Raw genomic sequence first — 22,231 nt, forward strand, 5'->3', positions numbered from 1 at the left:
CCGAACCGCGCGCCGTCACCAAGGGGCCGCGGGTCCCGACAGGAGTCCCGCAGCATGCATGGCCCAGTGCCACCACGCAGGTTCTCACTCCAGCGGAGACGAAGCGCGACAGCGCATCCAAGGCTCCTGCCACCGCTGGCGGCAGCCCAGTCAGTGCGGCTCCTGCACCCATGCACGTCACGAACAGCCGGTCAGTGAAGAAGCTGAACGGGGCAACATCGGCTGCTCCAGGACAGGTGACGACCCGGGTACTCAGCCGGGCGCAGTCCCGGAAAGCGGGCGTCAACGGGCTTCTGTTCACTCTTGCGCCCAAGGGTGGCGGAGCGGCCGAGGCAGAGCGGGCGTCCGTTTCGGTGGACTACCACACGTTCTCCGGCGCCTACGGCGGCGCCTACGGCGGCGCCTATTCCTCACGGCTCCGACTTGTGGAGCTTCCTGCGTGTCTCCTCACCAGTCCGGACAAGCAGGCGTGCCGTACCGCAGCGCCGCTCAAGGCCGAGAACGACACGAAGGCTCACACCCTCACTGCCTCTTCGATGGCTCTCCGGCCGGGCGGCCCGACAGTCCTAGCAGCTGTCGCGGCACCAGCAGGTGACAAGGGTGACTACAAGGCCACATCCCTCTCGGACTCTGGCTCCTGGTCGACCAGCCTGAACTCCGGCGACTTCAACTGGTCCTACGACATCACCGTGCCGGACACTCCCGGCGATCTGCAGCCCGATCTGAAACTCTCCTACTCCTCCGGCTCGATCGACGGGCGCACCACCAACACAAACAATCAGGGTGACTGGGCCGGGGACGGTTTCGAACTCGGAACCGGCTCCATCGAGCGCCGCTACAAGCCGTGCTCCGACGACGGAGTGAAGAACGCGGACGGCAGCAAGCCAGCCGATTTGTGCTGGTCGTACGACAACGCTTACCTCAGCTTCAACGGCAAAGGCGGCGAGCTTGTCCCCGTTGGCAAGGACGAGTTCAAGCTCAAGCAGGACGACGGAACCCGCATCGACCGGCTGCGCTCGACAGCGCGGGCCAATGGCGACGCCGACGGCGAGTACTGGCGACTGACCGACCCCAAGGGCGTCCGCTACTACTTCGGTTACAACCGGCTGCCGGGCTGGGTCGCCGGTAAGGAAGAGACCAACTCGACGTTCAACGTCCCCGTCTTCGGCAACAACACGGACGAGCCCTGCCACAAGGACGACTTTGCCTCCTCCTGGTGCCAGCAGGCATGGCGCTGGAACCTGGACTATGTCGTCGACCCCCACGGCAACGCCATGGCGTACCACTACACGAAGGAGTCCAACTCCTACGGCCGCAACCTCAAGGACAGTGACAACACCCCCTACACACGCGGGGGTTATCTGACCCGCATCGACTACGGTCTGAAGTCGGACCGGATGTACGCCGACAAACCGATGGCCCAGGCACTGTTCACCAGCGCCGAGCGGTGCCTGCCGGAGACCGGCGTGACCTGTGCCGAAGCGACGATCAACGACAAGTCGTTCTACTGGTACGACACACCCTGGGATCTCAACTGCGACTCCGGAGCGAAGTGCGACAACGGCCGCTACTCCCCGACGTTCTGGACCCGCAAGCGCCTGACGGGGATCGCGACGCAGGTTCTTAATGCGGCCGGCACCTACGACAAGGTCGACTCCTGGACCTTCAGCCACCGCTGGGGTATGGCCGACACCGACTACCAGCTGCTGCTGGAAAGCGTGCAGCACACAGGGCAGTCGGCCACACCAGCGGTCAGCCTGCCCAAGACCACATTCGCCTACGGACAACTCGCCAACCGCCTCGACAAGACCGGCGACGGGTACGCCCCCTTCATCAAGGACCGGCTGACGAGCATAGACGGCGAGACCGGAAGCCGTACCGACGTCACCTACTCCGACCCCGTGTGCGACTGGAAGGCCCTCCCCAAGCCGGAGAGCAACACCACCCGCTGTTTCCCCCAATACCTGGACCAGGAACAGACCGGTGACACAACGGATGTCCAGTGGTTCAACAAGTACGTCACCACGGCCGTCACCGTCTCGGACCGCACCGGTGGCGCGCCTGACCAGATCACCCGCTACACGTACGAGGGCACGCCTGCCTGGCACTACACGGACGACGACGGCCTGACCAAGGAGAAGTACCGAACCTGGTCACAGTGGCGCGGCTATGGCCAGGTCAGTGTGCAGAGCGGCGGCCTCGGTGCCATGAAGTCGCAGAAGGACAGCTATTTCCTGCGCGGCATGGACGGCGACCGCAAGGACAAGAGCGGCGGGACCAAAACCGTGAGCGTCGCCCTGGGCTCAGGCGAGGGCGACCCGATCACCGACCACGCAGCACTGGCCGGGTTCTCCTACAAGTCCGCCACCTACGACAAACCAGACGGCAAGATCCTTGAGAATTCGGTGAGCCGCCCCTGGCAGCACGAGACCGCCAAAAAGGTCCGGGACTGGGGAACGGTCACCGCCGACTTCGTCGGAACTGCCGAGGCACGTACCTGGACCTCCCTGGACGACGGGGCGGGGGCCAAATGGCGGACCACGAAGACCGAGACCACGCACGACACCGTCGCCGGCCGGGTCACCGAGGAGAACGATCTCGGCGACACAGCTACCGCAGCCGACGACCAGTGCCGCCGAACGACGTACGCCACGAACACGACCGCGAACATCCTCGACACCGTCGGCCGCGTCGAAACAGTCGCGAAAGACTGTGCTCAGACACCCGACCGTTCCAAGGACGTCATATCTGATGTCCGCACGGCTTACGACGGCCTCGCCTACGCCGCCGACCCCGCCAAGGGCGACGTCACCGCGACAGCCACACTCAAGAGCCACACCGGCACGAAAGCCACTTATCTGGAGATAGACACCACTTACGACTCCTATGGGCGCCCGCTGACAGTCAATGACCTGGCCGCCAATGTCACCGTCGACGGGTCCGCAGCCCCTGTGCGTACGGCGCGCGGCGACGGTCGTGTCACGACAACGGAATACAGCCCGGCCACGGGCCGGCCCACGAAGGTCAGCACCATCACCCCGCCCGCGAAGGCCGGTGACAGCACCACCAGTCTGACGACTGTCCAGGAACTGGAGCCGGTCCGCGGCCAGGTTGCCAAGGAGACAGACCCCAACGGCAATACCTCCGAAACGCGATACGACGCCCTGGGCCGGACGACGGAGGCGTGGGAGCCCGGCCGGCCCACCAGCAGAGTCCCGAGTTACGCGTTCACCTACCAGATCACGGATGGCCAGCCAACGGTCGTAGGCACCCGGAAGGTCAACAACAGCGACGGACAGACGCCCCCGTCCTACACCCTCTACGACGGGCTGCTGCGCGAACGGCAGACCCAGGAGACCGGCCCGGACGGCGGCAGCATCGTCAGCGATGTCTTCTATGACGAACGAGGCCTCAGCACAAAGACGTTCGCCCCGTACTTCATCACCGGTGCCCCCTCCAAGAAGATCTTCCAGCCTGACAACGCGCTCTCGGTGGAGTCCCAGACCCGCACCGACTACGACGGCCTCGGCCGGGCCGTCGAGAGCAAACAGATCGCGGGCAACGGCGACGGGGGCACGGTTCTCAACACCACGAAGACGGTGTACGGCGGCGACCGCACCACCGTCATACCTCCGGCCGGAGCCACCGCTACCACCACCGTGACGGACGCCCGGGGCCGCACGACCCAGCTCCAGACGCTGCATCAGCGCGTGCTGGGCGCTGCCGTCGACACAACCAGCTACGCCTACGATCCGCGTGGATCTCTGGCCTCGGTCACCGACCCGGCCGGCAACAACTGGACGTACACCTACGACCAGATGGGCCGTCAGACCAAGACAACGGACCCGGACAAGGGCACCACCGAGACCGCCTACGACGACCGTGGCCAGGTCGAACACACCAAGGACAACCGAGGCATCTCCCTCTACACCCTCTACGACAACCAGGGCCGCAGAACTGAACTGCACCAGGGAACCGTTGACGGGTCGCTGCGGGCGAAGTGGACGTACGACACCGTGCCGGGCGGAAAGGGTCTGCTGGCGGAATCGATCCGCTACGAGAATGGGCAGCCCTATGCCTCAAAGGTGACGGCGTACGACGCGCTCAGCCGCCCCTACCGAACGGCCGTCGTCATCCCGGAGACGGAAGGGAAGCTGGCGGGCACCTATCAGTCCGGCACCAGTTACAAGCCCTCCGGCCTGGTGGGTGGCACGTCCTCCTCGCCGGTCGGAGCCCTGCCCGGCGGCACAACTGTCTACAGCTACGACGACACCACACTGTGGCCCACCGGGGCCACCACTGACGGTATGTCCGGAAAGACCACCTACACGCACACCGGGCTGCCGGACACCACCACACTCGGGCTGTCCGGCGGTACCCGGACCACCGAGATCAAGAACATCTATGAGTGGGGGACTCGCCGCCTGGCCTCGTCCGTGGTCTCCCGGATGGATCAGCCGGGAATCGACCGCAGTGCCGCGTACCACTACGACGAAGCCGGCAACGTCACCTCGGTCGCGGACACCTCCCGCACCGGCACGGACAACCAGTGCTACAGCTACGACTATCTCGGCCAACTCACCGAAGCGTGGACCCAGTCCAGCACCACCTGCAGCGCCACACCGGCCACCGCGGCGATCGCAGGACCTGCGCCTTACTGGCAGAGCTACAGCTACGACCTGACCGGTAACCGGACCTCCGAGACGGAGCACGATCCCGCTCACCGGGCGGGCAAGGACACCGAGCGGGACTACACCTACCCGGCCGCGGGGGCTCCGCGCGCCCACAGCCTCACCTCCGTGACCACGTCAGGACCTGCTGGTACGGCCACGGACAAGTACACCTACGATCCGGACGGAAACACCGAGACCCGCCCGGGCCAGACCCTGACCTGGGATCCCGAAGGCCACCTCGCCTCGGTGACCGAGGGCAGCAAAGCCACCCAGTACCTCTACGACGCGGACGGTAACCGGCTCATCGCCCGTACCTCCACCGGAACCACGCTGTACTTGAGCGGCGCCGAACTCACCCTTGCCAAGGGAGCAGACAAGCCCAAGGCCACTCGCTATACCGATCTCGGAGGCGGCAACACAGCCGTCCAGAACGACGACCGCACCTTCTCCTACACCATCCCCGACCACCAGGGCACGGGTCTCCTCGCCGTAGATGCCACGAACCTCGCCATCCAGCAGCGGCGCACCACTCCCTTCGGCGGCGCCCGTGGCACCGCACCCTCGAACTGGCCAGGAACGAAGGGGTTCGTCGGAGGAACCGACGACAGCGAAACCACTGGACTCCAGCACCTCGGAGCCCGCGAATACGACCCTGCCACCGGTCGCTTCCTCTCCGTCGACCCGGTCATGGACCTGGCTGACCCGCAGCAGATGAACGGCTATACCTACGGCAACAACAATCCAGTCACGAAGAGCGACCCGGACGGGCTAAGGCCGCTCGGAGCATGCGGCCCTGCCGGCATCTGCTCAGACGGAACAAGAGAGCACTTCACCGTCAACGACCACGGGGTGTGGAGCCAGGAACTTTCCACAAGTAAAACGAAAAGTCGCAACGATGGAAGCACGGTCTTCGATCAACGCCATTATGTAAATGGAAAGGTCGTCGCCAAGCGCTTTACTACAGTCACCGACTCGGGAATCTACTACGGGAGGCTCCCTGAAGGTGGAAATCGGTATCTGAAGATACTGAGAGATACTTTCGATTTCTTGGTCTTCGACACGCGACTGGCGTCGAAATGCGCGAATAACGTAAGTGCAGAATGCGGCTGGCTGCTCGCTGACCTTCCTATAGGGAAGGTCGCGAAACTGGCGAAGCTGGAGAAGGCCGGCAAAGCCGCGAAGGTCGTAAAGCACTGCAAGTGCTTCTTGGCCGGCACTGACGTCCTCATGGCCGATGGATCGACCAAGGACATCGAGGACGTAAAGGTAGGCGACAAGGTCCGGGCGACCGACCCTGAAACCGGAAAGAGCCGCTCGCGCAAGGTCACGCGTCTCATCAGGACCAACGGCGACAAATTCTTCAACAAGATCTCCATCGCCACAAAAGACGGAATTGACTCGATCACCGCCACGGACGAGCATCCGTTCTGGTCTCCGTCCGAGCATGCTTGGGTGGAAGCCGGCAGTCTCGCTCCGGGCATGACGCTGCTGACGGACGACGGCTCCACGGTCATCGTCACAGCCAACAAGGCCTTTACACGGCATGCTCGTACCTACAACCTGACTGTGGACGACCTTCACACGTACTATGTGCTCGCAGGTTCGACGCCAGTGCTCGTCCATAATTCGACCTGTACGTCTCTTCCCTCGACATCGACGGATAGATTCGCGGTCATAGGAAGGCAGCATGACGTCGAGATAGCAAAAGACTGGCCCAACCACGAAGTGCTTGCTCTCCCGCCGGGTAAATGGACTTCTGTCGAGGACAATGATCGGTGGATTCAGGGGGTAATTGAGGCCCGCAAGCCGGTGTATGTCGCCTCGCCGACGGAAGGAAACCTGGCCGTAGGGGGACATCCAACTGTATTCGCCAGGGAGCTAAGGCAGTTTAGTGAGGCGGGTTACATGCGGAGCGGAGACTACTTGCTTCCTCCGCAGGGGTGACTCAGGGGATTAGGTGTCCTGGAGTGAAAAAGATAGTTGGCTCGTCGTCCAGTTGTGGAGAGGATCCACGGTGATCACAAGTCGCATTTCCGCTAAGCTCGAGGGGCAGTACGGGGCTGAAGCGAGTTCGGTTTCCTCCCTGCTGGAAGAGGCTGAGGGCAGGGTGTTTCATGAAGCTGCGGAGGAAAAGATAACGGCCGCAGTTGTAATTCTGGCGGACGGGAGCGTGGACAAACTTCTCGGTGCGATTGAGCTGATGGAGACTGATTGGCGCGACTTGCTTATTGCGGCGGAGCTTGCACACGCTGATTGGCCGTCAAGGCTGGATGATATTTTTGGCACGAGTTAGGGTTGTGATGTCGGTCAGGTGACGGTCTGCGGGAGGGTGTCAGCTGGACATCGTCATCTGAATGTCAGTGGCGCAGCCTCAGCGACCTGGTCATTGGCACTGACGGGTAGTGCTCATCTGTTGCTGACGTGAGTGACGAAAGGCCAGGTCATTCTCACGCCGACTGCTACCTCGCTCCCTGGACAGCAGTTTCAACGGCCCTGTGCGTTCTCATCCTTGTACGGTTCGGGGCCATGTTGCCGGTGAACCACCAGCCGGTCCGTGCGCCTCGCTTCCGCCGGAGGCAGATAGAGCGGGGTCGGGCAGGGTCACCCTGCCTGGCCCCGCTGCTCGTCTACCGGCTGTTCACCGGTTGAGGTGGATGCGTGGTCCCCACGCGAACTCGAGGTCGTCCAGCAGGACGTCCTCCTTCTCCTCCTTCCACTGGCTGCGCAGACTGAACGGGTTGGTTTCCATCCGCTCCAGGATGACCAGGGTCTCGGGTTGCCCGATCAGCGCGTACCGGCCGAACTCCGCGGGCCTGCTGCCCGGCCCGTACGCGCGCAGCAGCTCCTCCAGACGCGCGCGGTGCTGCTCCACGAACAACTCCAGGCGCTCGATGTACCCCTCGCGTTCCTCGGTGCGCACCGTGCTCAGCGCGACGTCCAGGTGCGATGTGCCGGGTTGGTGTCAGTGGCCTGGTGTCAGTGACGGTACGTCAGGACGGTGTGTTGTCACTGGTCGGTCCTTGAGCGAGGGCGTGGTCACTGACATGGGGCGGTACCTGGTGCCGTCATAGCTGTCATAGGGCGGTACACCCTGTCCCGTGCCGCTGTCTCGGGAACGGTACTTCTGATCCTTTAGAGGGTTGCGCGGCTGCACCGTGGTGGGTGTTGGTGTCCGCGAGGGGAGAGGTTCTTCGGTGGGGGAGCCGGGTGCGTGGGGTGAGGTCGCGTCGGGGTTGAGGGTCTCCAGGCCGGTGCTGGTTGCGCGGCTGCTGGAGCTCGATGCGGCCGGGACGTTGACGTCGGCGCATGTGCGTGCGGGTGCCCAGGCCGGTGGGGTGAACGTGCGCACGGTGTGGCGGTGGCTGGAGGCGGCGCGTACGGAGGGCCGTATGGAACGCAGACCGCGGGCCCGGCTGGAGCTGTCCGACCGGGCGTGGGCGGTGCTGGCGCATGCGGGCGGGAACGTGGCGGTGCTGCACCGGCACCTGACAGCTGCCGGGGGCCAGGTGCCCTCGCTCGCGTCGTTGTACCGAGTGGTGCACCGGGACCTTCGAAACGGCAGGGTTCTGCCGGACCGTGCGGTGGTGCGGCGGGATCGGGAAGAGCAGCTGACGCGGCAGGCGCTGGCTGACCTTGCGCTGGCCTCGCCGGGTCAGGGTGACGTGGCGCGGGAGGCTGCGCTCCGGCTGCCGCGCTCCAAGTTGATTGCGGCGTCCGCTGTGCCGGTGAGGGAGGGCGGCGTGGTGGCGGGTGTGGCGTTGCCGGCGGGAGCGCGGTTGGTGCGGACGTCGTCGGTGCGGGCGGTGGCCGAGGCGGTCGGGCAGGCGATGGCGGCCGAGGGGGCGGTGTGTGTGTTCGGTGACCCGGGCCGGGGCAAGACCGCGGCCGTTCGGATGGCGCTCAGCGAGGTGCCTGCGGGCTGGAAGGTGACGTGGGTGCCGGTCCCGGTGCGTCCGTCGGTGGCCGGCATGAGGCGGGCGGTGTTCGACGCGCTGGCGCTGCCGGGCCGCTTCCCGCACACCTCGGCGCTCGCCGACGCCGCAGTCGCGGGCGCTCTGGGCGAGGCGTGGGTGCTTGTGATCGATGAGGCACAGCGCTTGCCCGTGCCGTGGTGTGGATGACCGGGTTATTCGTGAGGTGGGGGTTGCTTTTCTGCAGCTGTCTCGTTGATGGATTCGGTGGCACAGGGGTTGTTCAGGTGCCGCCTTAACCAAGAGTCATTGCTGGTTGGTGGTGGAGTGTGGCGGGGAAGCCGTTTCTTCGGCTGGTCGAGGGCGGGCTCTGCGGCGCTGCTCCCGAGGCCGGGCAGGTACCCGATGTGTGGGCGTTCCAGGCCCGCTGCGTGCAGGCATTCGCCTCGACATGGACAGCGAGAGGCTTCGCTCCCACCACGATCGGCTGCTACACGTCGCTGCTGGAACGGGTGCTGGACCACTATGACCGGCCGGTGTGGCAGATCGAGCCGGCCGACGTGGACGCGATGCTCCACTCCCTGGTGGTGGCGGGGCGGGCGGCGGGGACCAGACGCCAGTACCTGCAGATGCTCCGCACGTTCCTCACCTTCGTCCAGGCCCGCTACGCCACCGAGATCCGCACCCTGTACGGCACCCCGGTGGCCAACCCGCTGGACCGGTTCAACCGGCTGCGCCATGTCTTCGACGACACCCCGCGCACCCTGCCGCCCACCGCCGAGCGCCTCACCGCGTTCTTCGCCTTCGCCCGCCAGCGCCTGACCACTACGTCCGACTACCCGGCCGCGGCAAGGGACTACGCACTGCTGCGCACCCTCTACCACTCCGCTCCCAGAGTGAGCGAAGCCATTCGCTTCGACCAATGCGACGTCCATCCCGCACTCGGCCCGACAGGCAAGCTCCACGTCCGATTCGGCAAGGCGGCCAACACCTCGGGACCCCGCCCGAGATGGGCACCCATGCTCGACGGACTGGACCAGATCCTCGCCTGGTACCTGGGAGACGTACGCCCCTTCTTCCCCGACACCACCCCGCTGTTCTGCGACGCCCACGGCCAGCCGCTGAAGCCGGACACCGTACGCGACCGCCTCTCCCACCTCCTGGACCTGGAAGGCCGCCCCGCAGACGACCGGTTCACCCCGCACGATCTGCGCCGGGCATGCGCGACCCACCACTACGAGAGGGGCATGGACCTGCTCACCGTCCAGCAGCTCCTCGGTCACTGGCACATCGCCTCGACGATGGCCTACGTGCGGCCCTCGCTCACCTTCGTCGAAGACGCCTGGCGCCGCGCCACGTCGACCGCCGTCACTAGCCTGGCCGGCTGACCCCAGGGCAGGACACCCATGACCACACCACCCCCTCTGCACGCCGTCGAGCCCGTGACCCCGCCACCGCAGGTGGAGTGGAGACTTCGGATGACCGCGGCACAGCGCGGTATCTGGACCGGCACCGAACTGCGCCGCCTGCTTGCCGAGCGGGCCGGCCTCGAGCTGTCTGCGGCATCGGTGTCCGCCCTGTTCACCAAACAGCCCTCCCAGGTGAAGCTCTCCACCCTGGCCGCCCTGTGCGCCGCCCTGGACTGCACCCCAGGCGACCTGCTTACCGTCGGCGAGCCCGCCATACCCCCACCACCTACACCACGCACCACCCCACCACCTCGACAGCAGCCCGTGCCCAGCCACCGATCCCTGCCACCGCTGTGACCGCACCCCGCCCCGCACACCCCGCGACGGACCCGCCCACGACCACCCGTGCCACACCCTCTCGTGTCAAAGACAACTGCCCGGCCTGCCACCGACTGCGCTGGCTGCACCCCGACACCGGCCGCTGCCCCTGGTGCTCACGCACCTGCACCCTCTGCGGCGCACCACGGCGCTCCGCCCAGGACCTGTGCGCGGCATGCCGACGCCGATCCGCAGGACAACGAGCTCGGGGCCCCTGCCAGCACTGCGGACGCCGACGTGCCCTCGACGCGGCGACCCAGCACTGCCGAGCCTGTACCGACCCCGCTGCCGCCCCGCCCCCGGCCCACTGCGAGCAATGCGGAACCAGCGGCCAGTGGGCCAAAGGCCTCTGCAAGCGCTGCTACGAGCATTCACCCCACACCGTCCTGACCCGCGCGGCCGGCTGGGCCAAGCGCATGCCCGCCCCGCCCTCCTGGTGGAGCGGCCTCGCCGCACACCTCGCAGCGCACCGACACCCGATCTACGCGGCCGACCTCATCGCCACCACCGCGCGCCTGCTCCTCCACGCCGAGTCCTGCGACCCCCGCAGCCTCCTCGCCCGCGCCAAAAGCGATGCCCCCGAACTCGTCGGAGCGCTCACCGACTTCTTCCGCACCCACGGCCACCTCGACCCACCCCCACCCCCACGCCTCGCCGACAGACGAGCAACAGAACGCCGATCCCGCCGCATCGAGTCCACACCCGCCCCTCTGCGCTCCCAGACCGAGAAGTTCGCCGCCTTCCTCCTGCTCCAGCGCGAGCAAGCCGAACACCTGGGGCTACGGCCCAACCAGCTGATAACCATCGAGATCCGACTCGCAGCCGTCCGCGACCTGGCCCTCCACCTCCACACCGAGGGCCACACGAACTGGGCCAGTGTCACCACCGCCCACATGGAATCCTTCCTGGCCCTCAACCCGGCCCTCCGCGCATCCCGACTCGCGGGACTGCGTCAGTTCTTCGCGTACGCCCACCACGCCAAAGTCATCCTCCACAACCCGACCGACCCCATAACCGCCGTACAGCACAGGGGGTTTCACGGCCCCACCCTCACTCTGACCCAACAGCGCACCCTGTACCAGCGGTGGACCACCCACCACGACATCCACCCGCACGAGGCATTCATCGGCCTCGCCGCCCTGCTCCACGCAGCAACCATCACCGAGCTGCGCCAGCTCACTGACACCGGGATCAACCCCCATCACCACAGCGTCCACTTCCCCGGCAGATCCCTGGCCATCCCGCTCGACGACGCGACCTGGACCGCACTCCAACGCTGCCAAGAACACCGACACCAACTCGGCTCGGACAACCCCCACCTGCTCGTCACCCGGCTCACCCGCACCCACCACGGCCCCGCCGGCGCCGCTCACATCCGCGACACCCTCGCCCCTACCGGCCTCCGGCCCCGCATCCTGCGCTCTACTCGCCTGCTCACCCTCGCCGATGAACTCGACGCTAAGATCCTCACCACCTCACTGGGGATGTCCTACGCAGGAGTCGCCCACTACCGGCCCAGCCCGAACCTCACCAAGCCAATATGACGGTCCGAGCCCGGCGAACCGCTTGAGCTGCTCCTCGCAATGTCTATGTCCACCCAGGCATGGTGCCTTAGCGGTCTCTGGATCCCCACGCCGTAGAGGGTTGCCTCCCGGCACACGGCAGGCAACCCTCCGCCGGAACTCATGCCCAGTCCATGCCCAGCTTCCGCAGTGCGTCCAGCTGCTCCTGGGTGAGCTTCTCCCGCCTCGATTTGGTGTTCGAGACCCATACGCCCAGCTTCACGATCACCGGCTCCGCCTCGCCGTCGACCGCGATCGGCTCACCGTGCCCACGCGGTACCGGCCGGTCCGCGCCTTCCCGCTCCACCCACTGCGCGAGGGCCGCAAGGCCGCGCTGGAACGCCTGCTGTGCCTTGTTCGGGCCCTTCGTCGCGCGCGTTGCTGTCGGAGTCGGAGATGGCGCCTCAGCGGGCTTGATACCCAGCCTGGTCAGCCGCTCGCGCTGCTCGGTCGACAGCTGCGCCCAGTTGCCCGGATTCTTCTGCCGCTGAAGCCACTTGCCGAGGTCGTCGCCCTCGAACAGCACCCCGGGTGCGATGGCCGGCAGCACGCCGCCGGCTTCGGTGTCGGCGAGGTCGGCGAGGACGCGGTAGTGGCGTTGCCAGTCCAACGGCCACGGGCAGTCCCAGTCCGGGTCGATCGCGGTCAGTTGCTTGGCCCGCGCCTCGGCCCGTTCCGGGTTCTTGCCAAGGCCGCCCTTGCGTCGGAGGTTGGCGAGGTGCTGCCCGATGGGCACCATCGCCTCGCCCTCGCCCCATACCGCGTCCTGACGCGGCGCGAGATGCCCGGTCGCCCGCCGGTAGGACCGCAGCGCGGCGAGCTTCGTCTCCCACGCTTCTTCGCCCGGCTCCCAGACCATTCCGGCTTCCGATGCGTCCAGGAGCTCCTTGCGGTGATCGTCGAGATCGCCGGCGCGGAGGGCTTTTCGCTGTTGATGGACCCACCGGCCGAGCGGGAACGCCTTCGTGACGCCGACCTCGGTCTCTGTGTCGTAGGGCACCGCGTGGAGGCCGGTGATGCCGTTGACATTCCGCCAGCGGAGGAGGGCTTGGTAGCCCTCGAGCCATACCAGTGATTCGGGTCGGTAGACGCGGGTGCGGAGGAAAGCGGCGATGGTGGCGGCGTCGCGGGGGGAGGAGAAGTGCAGCAGTGCGGATTCCACCGGGGCCTGGTGGCCGTGTTCAGAGGCCTCCACCGCGAGCCGGTGCAGCGCCGAGCTGGGCATGCCGTCGTCATCGAGCAGGCACAGCTTGCCGAGCACTGATCCCTTGGGTCGTCCCGGCAGAAGGTCGGCCACCCGGCTTCCGCGGAGCCGACGGGCGAACACCTCGTACGACGGTGCCTGCTCAAGGACCCCGAACGAGCGCACGTAGCGCCCCTGGCACTCCATCAGCAGCCGCATCCGCCCCTGTGCCTCGCCCTCACTGCTACTCAAGGCGAGCGCCGCGACCACGCAGGCGTCGAGTGCCGCGCGCTGGTCCTCGTCGAGTTCTTGAACGGCCGCTGCCGTCCCGGCCACCGCCGACACCCCGGTCCTCCCCGCACCGCATCGAGCCCATGCCACAACCTCAACCCTTCTGCCCTGTGGGAGGGCACGGGAGTTCGGGGACCTTCCCCCGATCCGGTGATCCCGATCCGACGTTCGCGATGCGGGGTCTTCCGGACGGACTCGTGTCCGGCAGTCGCCGAATCGGGACGAGCAGCGTCGCGCCCCCAACGGCGCTCCGCAGACGACGCGGGCATACGGTCGCGGCGCGCGGGATGTGCTGTGTGCACGGGGACACGGGCCTGGCGGAGGTGGTCGCCGCCGTCAACCTGTACATCGACCGCGACGTCCTCGCCCGGCAGGTCGCCCGTGAGGATGCCTAGTGTTGCTCCCTGGCCGCGTGCCTGTACGGCTGGGACGCGACGGCGGAGGCCGCCACGCCGTGGTCTCACTCATGGCGTGTCCTTGGCCTCCAACGCACGGCAGCTGTACGGCTTCTCGCTCGATCATCGCGGATCAGGCGGGCGAGGCCTCGGCTTCGTCCTCTCCATGCCCCGCACGGAAAGGGCGGCAAACTGGCCGGAGTGCTGAGAGGGGGAGCGGGGCAGACAGCGGAGGTGCGCTAGTTTCGTGCGGTATGGAAAGCCCCTCCCAGCTACGTCAAGCCGCCCTCGCCTGGCTTGATCAGGCACGTCATCTCCCCTCCATTCCCCAGGCCGTCTCTGACGCAGCGCTTGCAGCGCGGCCGGAGTGGGATGACCTGAGCAACGCAGTGGCCTTGGCGGCGCCGGTGTCGGGGCACCGTGACCTGTACGGAAAGCTCACTGGTGACTGGCTGCCCCGATGGTCCGTGATTCTGGGTGCATCCGGGCTGGGCGACGCGACCCGTTTGATCGCCCGAGGAGCCACTGTGTCGGTGGAGGAGGTCGCGGACAGTTTCGTTGCCTTCTGTACGGCCCCGGCACTGGGTGCCGAGGACTGGCTGCTGCTGACCGGCGATCTTCCTGAAGGTGCACGAGTTCCGCTGGGTCACTACACCCTGCAGACCTTCACCACCGACGAACTGAAGCAGCTGGGCCCCATGCCCGCGCTCTATGGCTTGCAGCCGGGCGGGCTCGACCTCGATCTTCTAATCGGTGCGCCCTTCGTCCATGCCCCGAACCCTGACCGTACGCCGGACCGCAGAGGGACCCACTGGTTCGAGACCGCCGGTCCTCGGCCGGAAGCCCGCCACTGGAGAGCGCTGCTCCCCCTTATCCTGTGGAGCGAAGACCTGTTGCACGTCGATGCCGTGTTCAGAGTCGAGCGCGGCCGGTACTTCGAACTGAACCGAAACGACGTACCGACCACCATTGAGACCATTGCGAGTCGCCACGGGACCCCGGTCGAAATCGAAGCCCGTAAGACGGGGAGCTTCCATCTCGCGCCGGCAGATCTGCCGCGGATGCAGGCCTTCTGCTCCGCGGTAACCGCCAGGATCGATGCCGTCATGGCTGGCGCAACCAGCGGCCGCACATTGCCCAGGAAACGTGCCCGACGGCTTGAACGGGCCGCCCGACACCTGCTGCAGGCCTACCAGCGCACCCCCAGCGACAACGAAGTATGGGAGCAAGAGGTAGACGAGCTGCACTTGGACTACGTCATCGCTCTGGAAGCCCTGATAGCCAGTCCCAACGACAAGCACGACGGCATCAGCAAGAAGATGCAGACTCGCACGGCCGCCCTGTTCCCCCCAGCGCTGCGCGAACTCGTCACGAAGGCAGTGCGGGACGCATACAACGCACGGTCCTTGTATGTACACGGAGACCTGCTCAAAGAGCAGGAGGAGAGCAAAAGGCAGACTCAGCTGCGTGAGCTGCGGCTGATCTTGCGGCAGGTGGTTCTGCGCTGGCTCATCCTCACCCCCCACGACACCGAGGACCTCGCACCACGTCTCGACGTCGCAGCCGACTGCGGCAGCTGTGAGCAGGCCATTGACGAGCCTCTGCGCGCCTTCTTCCAGGAAACGACGACACGGGACGATATCCGCTCCTGAGGCGGCCGAGAGACTCCCGGCGGCTATCACGGTCGGTGCGGGGTGCTCGTTATGCCTTTGCCTTGCCTGTGGCTTTGAAGCGGAAGCCGAAGAGGCCGCCCTCGTCGTCGTCGGTGAGGCGGGGGCTTCGGATGTGGGGTCCGGGGTTGAATCCGCGCTGGGCAGCGGTGCTGAGGGTGTCTGTGTTGAGGGTGACGATGTACTGCATGTGCTCTTCCTCCGTCACTTCGGCTGCGAGCGCCAGGGCTCGCGCGACCTGCCGTTCGTCGACGCCGTCGTAGAGGTGGCTGTCGTGGATGAGGAAGTCAGGGCCGCGCTCGTGGCGGTGAGCGAGGACAGCCAGGGTGAGGTCGAAGCAGAAGATGACCATGTTGTTGATGCCGCGGCTGTCGTCGGCGTCGATCCGGGGCGTGATGTTGAGGCTGGTGCGGCCGGCCTCGATCGCGAGATAGGCTTCGCGGCCCTCGCCGTAAAGGCGCTGGGCGTACCGGGAGAACAGCAGGATCGCTTCGTCTGTCTGCTGCCGGCGCTCTCGGAGGTCGAGGTCGACGGCCTGTTGCAGTTCGACGCTCTTGGCGGTGATTTGGCGGGCGCTAGCCTCTAGGGCCTGCGCTGCGTCGAAGCGGTGGCGAAGAGCACCGAGAGCGGCCTCCTCCCGCCCTAGTGCTGTCTGCAGGGCAGTCAGCGCTTCCAGCGCTCCACCTTCCGCCAGCTCGCGCAGGAGGCGAGCCTGATCCTCGCCTAGGTCGGCACGTTCCTGACGCCGGGCGGCCAGGCGGTCGGTGAGTTCCTGGATCTCCTCCTCCAGGAACCTGCGCCGGTTGCGTACGACGGAGTGGTGGAACGCCTTGACATCGTCGAAGCGACGCCGGACCTGGTCGTTGAGGATGACCCCTAGCTCGCGGTAGGCGGGCTCGAGGTAGGACACCTCGACGTCGGTGGTCTCGGTGACCGCGCCTTGGAGTTCTTCGAGGTTGTGCTGGTCGATCACGTCGTCCTGGGCGAGCTGCTTGATTCTGCGGCTTACCTGGTCTGCGCGTTCTTTGAGGCGCTCGTACTCAGGGACAACCTGGAAGGCGGCAACCTGCGCTCGCAGCCGTTCGACCTGTGCCTCGGCGAGAGTGATCTGGCCCCTCAGGTCGGCCGTGGACCCGACGATCCGTCCCCATACGGGATCGTTGACGGCCTTCCTCAGCTGATCTCTGGTCGCCTTGCGGGCATTGAGCTCGCGGTAACCGTTGACCAGCTGCCAGTCCAGCCCCAAGAGGTAGGCCAGGTTCGACGATGCCTCCGCGGCGGCCTGCCGGGAGAACGTCCGAGTGGGCTCGTTGAAGCCGTGAGCGGAGACACGGCGGATAAGGAACGACAGGAGCGTGCGACCGCTCACTCCGGGATGGTCGCCATCCAGCCTGAACAGGTCCCGCTCGATGACGCGATTCCACTCCTCTACGGGCAGCTCGACGTCCTGGCCGTCCGTGAAGAGCGTGTCGGCTGGCACGCCGGATACGTCCCGGCTCAGCGACACGACCTTGGGACTGTCTCCACGCCGTCGTACCTCGAGCGGATCGTCCTGCCACGGCCAGTCCATAGTCAGGCTGAAGGTGATGTGGCGCAGAGCCCTGTTCGTGGCCAGCGACCCGGAGGATTTTGCCCCCAGAAGGAAGTGAACGAGCTCGATCACGCTGGACTTGCCAGCACTGTTACGGCTGTCGGTCTCAGCTGACGACGACGTGGTGTCCGCGACCAGCAGGTTCAGTCCCGGTGAGAAATCCACCGTCTTGAACCGGGCGTCGTCAGCGCTCAGACGGCGCAGCATCCGTACTCCTTGCAACGAGAACGTCCTGGTCCAGCTCCACCACACCCATGGCGAAGAGGATGTCCAGGGCCAGAACGAACCACTCGAACGATACCGGCGAGGTATGGGCCTGATCGGCGCGCCAGCTCTTCAGCCTCGACCACGCCTGGCTGACGGTCCGCGGTTCATCGAGCTGGAGGAGAACCTGCGCGCCGACAGCGAGCAGGCAGCGGTCAGGAGCGAGCCCTTTCGTCGGAGTGATCATGCGGTCAACCCGATGCCGGGCTGCCAGCCGGCAGGCGGCGTCTCGAAGATGTCGCATCGCTCGAAGAAGTGCGCCAGCACCACAAGGGCGGCGCGCAGCACCTTCGGTCGCGGCTGGGCGTTCCCCAGGAAGTACATCTTGAGCTGCCAAAGGACGTCGTCAGCGTCGCTGTAGTCGCGACGCACCTGCTGGTAGTACAGGCGGAAGCCCTCCGCCACCTCGTCATGCTCCAGCTCGCTCCGGGTGCCGGCGTAGAACGCGTCCACCAGGTAGCTCTGACGCATGCCTCGGAGGAGGTCTTCACGATCCGCTCCTTCGATCCGGTTGAAGTCCAGCTTCTCCACCGGCACGTCGGGCAGGGACATCAGCGGGTTGGACTCGGCACGGATGTCCTGTAACTGCTTCAGAAGCGGGGCCAGATCCTCCATCCCGACGCCGAAAGTCGTGTCCTTGATGGGTATCTCGCACCGAAGCACATCCTCCGCAGCCATCAGCGGAAGCTGCATGCACTCCTGCCACAGGCGCCGACTGCCCATCTGCTCGAACTGAAGCGAGGGCATGCTGTCACGCGCTTCGGCCAACAAGGACGCCACGACAGGGTGCACACCTCGCCGGTCGTTGTGCACGAAGACGAAGGTGTCGAACTCACCGCTGCGCTTCTCGACCGCCCCCGAGAGATCCTTGGTCAGCTTTTTCTTGATTTCGTAAGGATCGACCGTTTGGGGGCCGTAGCAGGCGTACAGCTTGCGGGAATGCAGGCTGAGGCCGTCCGCTGACATGTCGCCGAGGCGTCCTGCGGTGCGTACGTCGACGAAGTCGGGATACCGCGAGCACATCAGGCGGTGAAAGAAGTCTTCGAACTCGTTCTCGTAGAGCTCAGCCATCAGCCCCAAGAACTTGATGTGTGCATACATCCGCTGCTCAAAACGCATGAACCCCCCTTGCGCACAGAACTGTCAGAGTAGCTGTGTGTAACTGGGCCCGACACCCCTTAGATCAGGTCTTGCTTGTTCACGCCCAGTCGACGCCCAGTTCGGCGAGGGCGGCCCGTTGGGGTCCGGTGAGTTTGTCTCGGCGGCTCTTGGTGTTCGAGACCCAGATGCCGAGCTTCACGTTGTGCTCCTGGTCGGCGATGACGATCCGTTCGGTGTGCGACCGCCTGACGGTGTGTGTGCCTTCGCGCTGGACGTATTGAGCGAGGGCCACCACACCGCGTTGGAAGGCCGCCGACACCGTGCCCGGACCGCTCGCCGCGCCCTTCCGGGCCGGAGCCGCAGAGGGCCGCTTCGCGGGCCGGATGCCCAGCGAGGACAGCCTCTCCTGCTGCTCGGTCGACAGCTGCGGCCAGTTGTTCGTCTGCCGCTCGATCCAGCGCCCGAGGTCGTCGCCCTCGAAGAGGACGCCGGGCTGGATGCCGGGGAGGGTGCCGTCGGCGTCGACCAGGTCGCGCAGCACGGCGTAGTGGCGCTGCCAGTCCAGCGGCCAGGGGCAGTTCCAGTCCGGGTCGATGGCGGTCAGCTGCGCGGCCCGTACCGCGGCGCGATCGGGGTCTTTCCCGAGGCCGCCCTTGCGTCGGAGGTTGGCGAGGTGCTGTCCGATGGGCACCAGGCCCTCGGTTTCGCTCTGGCCCCAGAGGGCGTCCTGGCGGGGTGCGAGGTGCCCGGTGGCCCGCCGGTAGGACCGGAGTGCGGCGAGTTTGGTCTCCCAGGATTCTTCGCCGGGTTCCCACACCATCCCGGCCTCCGGGGCGTCCAGGAGCTCCTTGCGCCGCGGCTCCAGCTCCCCGGCCCGCAGCGCTTTCCGCTGCTGGTGGACCCAGCGGCCAAGCGGAAACGCCTTCGTCGCCCCGACCTCGACCTCAACGTCGTAGGGGACGGCGTAGAGGCCGGTGATCTCGTGTTCGGCCCGCCACCGGCGCAGGGCCTGGAAACCTTCGAGCCACACCAGGGACTCCGGCCGGTACACCCGCGTGCGCAGGAACGCCGCGATCGTGGCGGAGTCGCGTGGGCTGGAGAAATGCAGCAGCGCCGATTCAACGGCAGCCTCACTCTCCTGTTCCTGGTCCCCGCCGTCGCCCTCGGGCTCCCCGGCCCCGATGATGCGCCCGTCAGCATCCCGCTTCACGTGGACGCGCCGCTGCTCACGCCCACGCGACAGGGCCCGGGAAGCGAGCTGCTCCACCAGACGTTCCGAGTGACTGCGGAGCCCCTGAAGGACGGCCACGAGGGGGCGGAAGCTGGCGGAGGCGACCATGTCGTCCGGGTCTTCGCCGGGCTCCAGGAAGACCGGCACGATGATCCTGGCGACCTTTGTGGTGCCGTCTGGATTCGGGCGCAGCGCCCGGCCGATGTTCTGGACGATCTCGACCTGGGAGCCGCGGGTGTCGGCGAAGCAGATCGCCTCCACGCCCCGCTCGCCCACGATGTCGACGCCCTCCCCGAGGACGCGAACGCTCGCCAGGAACGCCCGGTGTACGCGCTTCCCGGCCGCGTTGATGCCGTTGGCGAACTGCCGCAGGACCTCGCGCCGCTCGGCCACTAGGTGGTCCCCGCACAGCCAGTTCGCCCAGACCCGGTCAGCGGGCACGTGCCGGTAGGGCTCCAGCTCGTAGAACTCCGCGTCGATCGAGGACGGCGGCAGTGCGGCCGCGTCTTCGAGGAACTTGTCGGACGCCTCGGTCGCGTACAGCTCGGCCGCCGTTTCGGGCAGCTTCTCCGCGAACGCGGCGGCCTCCTGCACCCGCTGATGGAAGGTCATGACGGTGCGGAGGTTGTTCGCGGCCGCGTGCTCCAGGAGCGCGGTCTGCAAGAGCGCCAGGCGCCGGCCCCGCAGCGCCTCTTCCGACAGCCCCAGCACTGGCTCCGGGTCGCGGATTTCGATCACGTCGATCTCGAAACCGGCGAGGATGCTCCGCTCGATGCTCTCCGACAGCCCGAGCTCGTAAATCCACTCGCCGTACGTCCCGCCCGGGTCGCTCGCCATCGAGGCGATCTCCAGCTCTTGGCCGTCCTTGTCCTTCTGCGGCCGGACCGCCGCCAGGATCCGCGGTGTGGCCGTGAGGTAGAGCCGGAAGTCCGCCCGGATACGCTGGTTGTCGTGGATCGCGGCCCAGGGCCGGCCGACGTCCCCAGCAGTCCCATGTGCCTCATCCACAACCGCCAAGTCGAACCCGTCCATCTGCTGTCCGAACAGCCGCTCTCCGCCCGCTAGAGCGGCCTCCAGTGGCCCGCGAACCTTCCGCTGGCCCATCGCTTCGACGTCCTCACGGTCCACGAGGGAGGCGTACGTGGCGAACACGACAGCGGGCCCGTGTCCGGCCCACAGGGCGAGCTGGATCGGGTTCGTGGTCGTGCGGACACCGAGCTGCTCCAGGACCGCGTCCTTCTCCAGGGAGCAGACCGCGACCATGGGCGCGTTGTGGCCGACCCGGCGCCACGCCTGTGCGGTCTGCACCAGAAGATCCAAAGTGGGGACCATGACGAGGATCCGCCCGTTCCGGAAGTTGTCCAGCGCGGCCGAGGCGGCAGTGATCGTCTTCCCGGAGCCGGTCGCTGACACGACGGTGGCACGTGCTCCCTGGGTCGGGACGGATGATCTTGCAGGGAATCCCACCCATTTACGGATGCCTGAATTTGCTTCTACTTGATGTTCTCGAAGCTGGATCACAACAATTCTCCGGGTTCGGGAAGGACCTGTTCGACCGAGGTAATCCGGTATTCGCCCTGCTGGTACCTGGGCGTCCGTAGACGGTCCAGGCCCGGTGGGCGGCTTCGCTGAGGGAAGAGGCCATCATGTGGACGGTGAGGCGCGGTTCGTCCGGAGAGCCGGCCTGCTGGGCAGCGATCCGGTAGACCCGATGACACAGCATCCCGGCCGGCGCCCCACCGTGTTGCTCTGCAGCAGCTATGTCAACGGCCACACGCTGCATCCGCTGCTCCTCACAGCGGCCTACACGCGGATCCTGTCCCGGTGCATAGACAGGCATCTGCTGCGCCGTCATCACGTGGGCGATACGCTCCCATTCAGCGCACTCCCACACGGCGATCGCCAGCTCACTCAGGCTGAGGACCTCCGCTGGTCCTCCGCGTGCACGTTCCTCGCGCTCCCGGGAGAGCCGCACATGCGTCTGCACCCGGCCGAGGGCGAGCCCTGTGGCCTTTCTCGTCACACCGAGCCGCGCTATTTCAGACGGAAGATATTTGTAGACTGACATGAGTCCCGTCCTCTCACAGCCAGAGCGTATCCCTTATTTCTACCAACTCTACATGCTGCATCAAACCGATGATGCGTTGCACCAAAACCAGGACACGAACGAGCGACCCCCTCTCCCCGTAGCCAGCCAAGCCCGCGTAGCGGGCTTCAGGCCCTGGAGGCGCAGCCGGAAGGGCCCCAGGGTGGGGGAGTGCAGCGGACACACTCTCAGACGGGTGCGAAGCACCCGTCAACTCTCTTACAAGAAGCCGAATCACCTGCACTTGATATCCCGCCAGACCTGGCCCCCGCACAGCGGGGCCCACCGGCCCGCAACGCGGGCCGGCCCCCTCAACTCCTGGAGCGAAGCGGAAGGAGTTGGCCCGGCTTCACCGGGGCGGTGAGCGAAGCGAACCGCCCGTCAACCCCAGGGCGCAGCCCTGGGGTTCGCAACCCGCGGAGCGGGTTGCGCAACTGCCCCGCGCAGCGGGGCAGTTCGCTTGCACATCGCGCAGCGATGTGGTAC

12 protein-coding genes and 1 pseudogene are annotated in these 22,231 nt (G+C 66.4%); 7 read left to right on the forward strand and 6 right to left on the reverse strand.

Annotated elements, in window-relative coordinates:
• Positions 1 to 236: 236 nt before the first annotated feature.
• Positions 237 to 6,617: a polymorphic toxin-type HINT domain-containing protein gene (locus tag OG210_RS34090; protein WP_371540818.1), complete on the forward strand. Its 6,381-nt coding sequence runs from the start codon at positions 237 to 239 to the stop codon at positions 6,615 to 6,617.
• A gap of 70 nt (positions 6,618 to 6,687) precedes the next feature.
• A complete protein-coding gene (locus tag OG210_RS34095) occupies positions 6,688 to 6,966 on the forward strand; it encodes a hypothetical protein (protein WP_371540821.1) in 279 nt (92 codons plus the stop codon).
• A 345-nt stretch (positions 6,967 to 7,311) separates the two neighbouring features.
• Here OG210_RS34095 and OG210_RS34100 read toward each other — a convergent pair whose 3' ends face one another.
• On the reverse strand, positions 7,312 to 7,593 hold the full coding sequence (locus OG210_RS34100; RefSeq protein WP_331719902.1) for a hypothetical protein: 282 nt from the start codon (positions 7,591 to 7,593) through the stop codon (positions 7,312 to 7,314).
• Between the two features lie 331 nt (positions 7,594 to 7,924).
• On the opposite strand from OG210_RS34100, the gene OG210_RS34105 reads away from it, so the two are divergent.
• The 4 genes from OG210_RS34105 to OG210_RS34120 all read left to right on the forward strand — a co-directional run bounded on the left by OG210_RS34105 (position 7,925) and on the right by OG210_RS34120 (position 11,915).
• The gene (locus OG210_RS34105) at positions 7,925 to 8,794 is read left to right on the forward strand and encodes an ATP-binding protein (RefSeq protein WP_371540824.1); all 870 of its coding nucleotides are present in this window, start codon (positions 7,925 to 7,927) and stop codon (positions 8,792 to 8,794) included.
• 119 nt (positions 8,795 to 8,913) lie between these two features.
• On the forward strand, positions 8,914 to 9,972 hold the full coding sequence (locus OG210_RS34110; protein WP_331719763.1) for a tyrosine-type recombinase/integrase: 1,059 nt from the start codon (positions 8,914 to 8,916) through the stop codon (positions 9,970 to 9,972).
• A gap of 90 nt (positions 9,973 to 10,062) precedes the next feature.
• Entirely contained in the window at positions 10,063 to 10,350 is a 288-nt protein-coding gene (locus OG210_RS34115) for a helix-turn-helix transcriptional regulator (RefSeq protein ID WP_328336003.1), read from the forward strand.
• 437 nt (positions 10,351 to 10,787) lie between these two features.
• Positions 10,788 to 11,915 (forward strand): hypothetical protein, encoded by a 1,128-nt coding sequence (locus OG210_RS34120; protein ID WP_331719762.1) that lies wholly within the window; start codon positions 10,788 to 10,790, stop codon positions 11,913 to 11,915.
• A 139-nt stretch (positions 11,916 to 12,054) separates the two neighbouring features.
• Here OG210_RS34120 and OG210_RS34125 read toward each other — a convergent pair.
• Positions 12,055 to 13,101, reverse strand: a pseudogene (locus tag OG210_RS34125) (helicase associated domain-containing protein); the annotation flags it as partial.
• 955 nt (positions 13,102 to 14,056) lie between these two features.
• Here OG210_RS34125 and OG210_RS34130 point away from each other — a divergent pair.
• Positions 14,057 to 15,454 carry a hypothetical protein gene (locus tag OG210_RS34130; RefSeq protein WP_331719761.1) on the forward strand — a complete coding sequence of 466 codons (1,398 nt, stop codon included), beginning with the start codon at positions 14,057 to 14,059 and terminating at the stop codon, positions 15,452 to 15,454.
• Positions 15,455 to 15,503: 49 nt separating this feature from the next.
• On the opposite strand, the gene OG210_RS34135 is transcribed toward OG210_RS34130, so the two are convergent.
• From OG210_RS34135 to OG210_RS34150, 4 genes are all read right to left on the reverse strand, one after another.
• Complete coding sequence (locus OG210_RS34135; protein WP_331719760.1) at positions 15,504 to 17,270, reverse strand: ABC-three component system protein; 1,767 nt, start codon at positions 17,268 to 17,270, stop codon at positions 15,504 to 15,506.
• Positions 17,248 to 17,514, reverse strand: a complete 267-nt coding sequence (locus OG210_RS34140) for an ABC-three component system middle component 6 (RefSeq protein WP_331719759.1) — start codon at positions 17,512 to 17,514, stop codon at positions 17,248 to 17,250. Before OG210_RS34140 ends, OG210_RS34135 begins: the two co-directional genes overlap by 23 nt.
• Positions 17,511 to 18,446: an ABC-three component system protein gene (locus OG210_RS34145; protein ID WP_331719758.1), complete on the reverse strand. Its 936-nt coding sequence runs from the start codon at positions 18,444 to 18,446 to the stop codon at positions 17,511 to 17,513. The genes OG210_RS34140 and OG210_RS34145 overlap by 4 nt, the downstream gene beginning before the upstream one ends.
• Before the next feature lie 79 nt (positions 18,447 to 18,525).
• Complete coding sequence (locus OG210_RS34150) at positions 18,526 to 21,180, reverse strand: Helicase associated domain protein (protein ID WP_331719757.1); 2,655 nt, start codon at positions 21,178 to 21,180, stop codon at positions 18,526 to 18,528.
• Positions 21,181 to 22,231 lie beyond the last annotated feature (1,051 nt).

This window comes from Streptomyces sp. NBC_00466 (genome assembly GCF_041433995.1).
Taxonomy (GTDB): Bacteria; Actinomycetota; Actinomycetes; order Streptomycetales; family Streptomycetaceae; genus Streptomyces.

Coding starts and splice junctions, on each gene's coding strand:
- OG210_RS34130 (WP_331719761.1), top strand. CDS start 14,057: ATGGAAAGCCCCTCCCAGCTACGTCAAGCCGCCCTCGCCTGGCTTGAT.
- OG210_RS34120 (WP_331719762.1), top strand. CDS start 10,788: ATGCCCGCCCCGCCCTCCTGGTGGAGCGGCCTCGCCGCACACCTCGCA.
- OG210_RS34115 (WP_328336003.1), top strand. CDS start 10,063: ATGACCGCGGCACAGCGCGGTATCTGGACCGGCACCGAACTGCGCCGC.
- OG210_RS34145 (WP_331719758.1), bottom strand. CDS start 18,446: ATGCGTTTTGAGCAGCGGATGTATGCACACATCAAGTTCTTGGGGCTG.
- OG210_RS34135 (WP_331719760.1), bottom strand. CDS start 17,270: ATGCTGCGCCGTCTGAGCGCTGACGACGCCCGGTTCAAGACGGTGGAT.
- OG210_RS34140 (WP_331719759.1), bottom strand. CDS start 17,514: ATGATCACTCCGACGAAAGGGCTCGCTCCTGACCGCTGCCTGCTCGCT.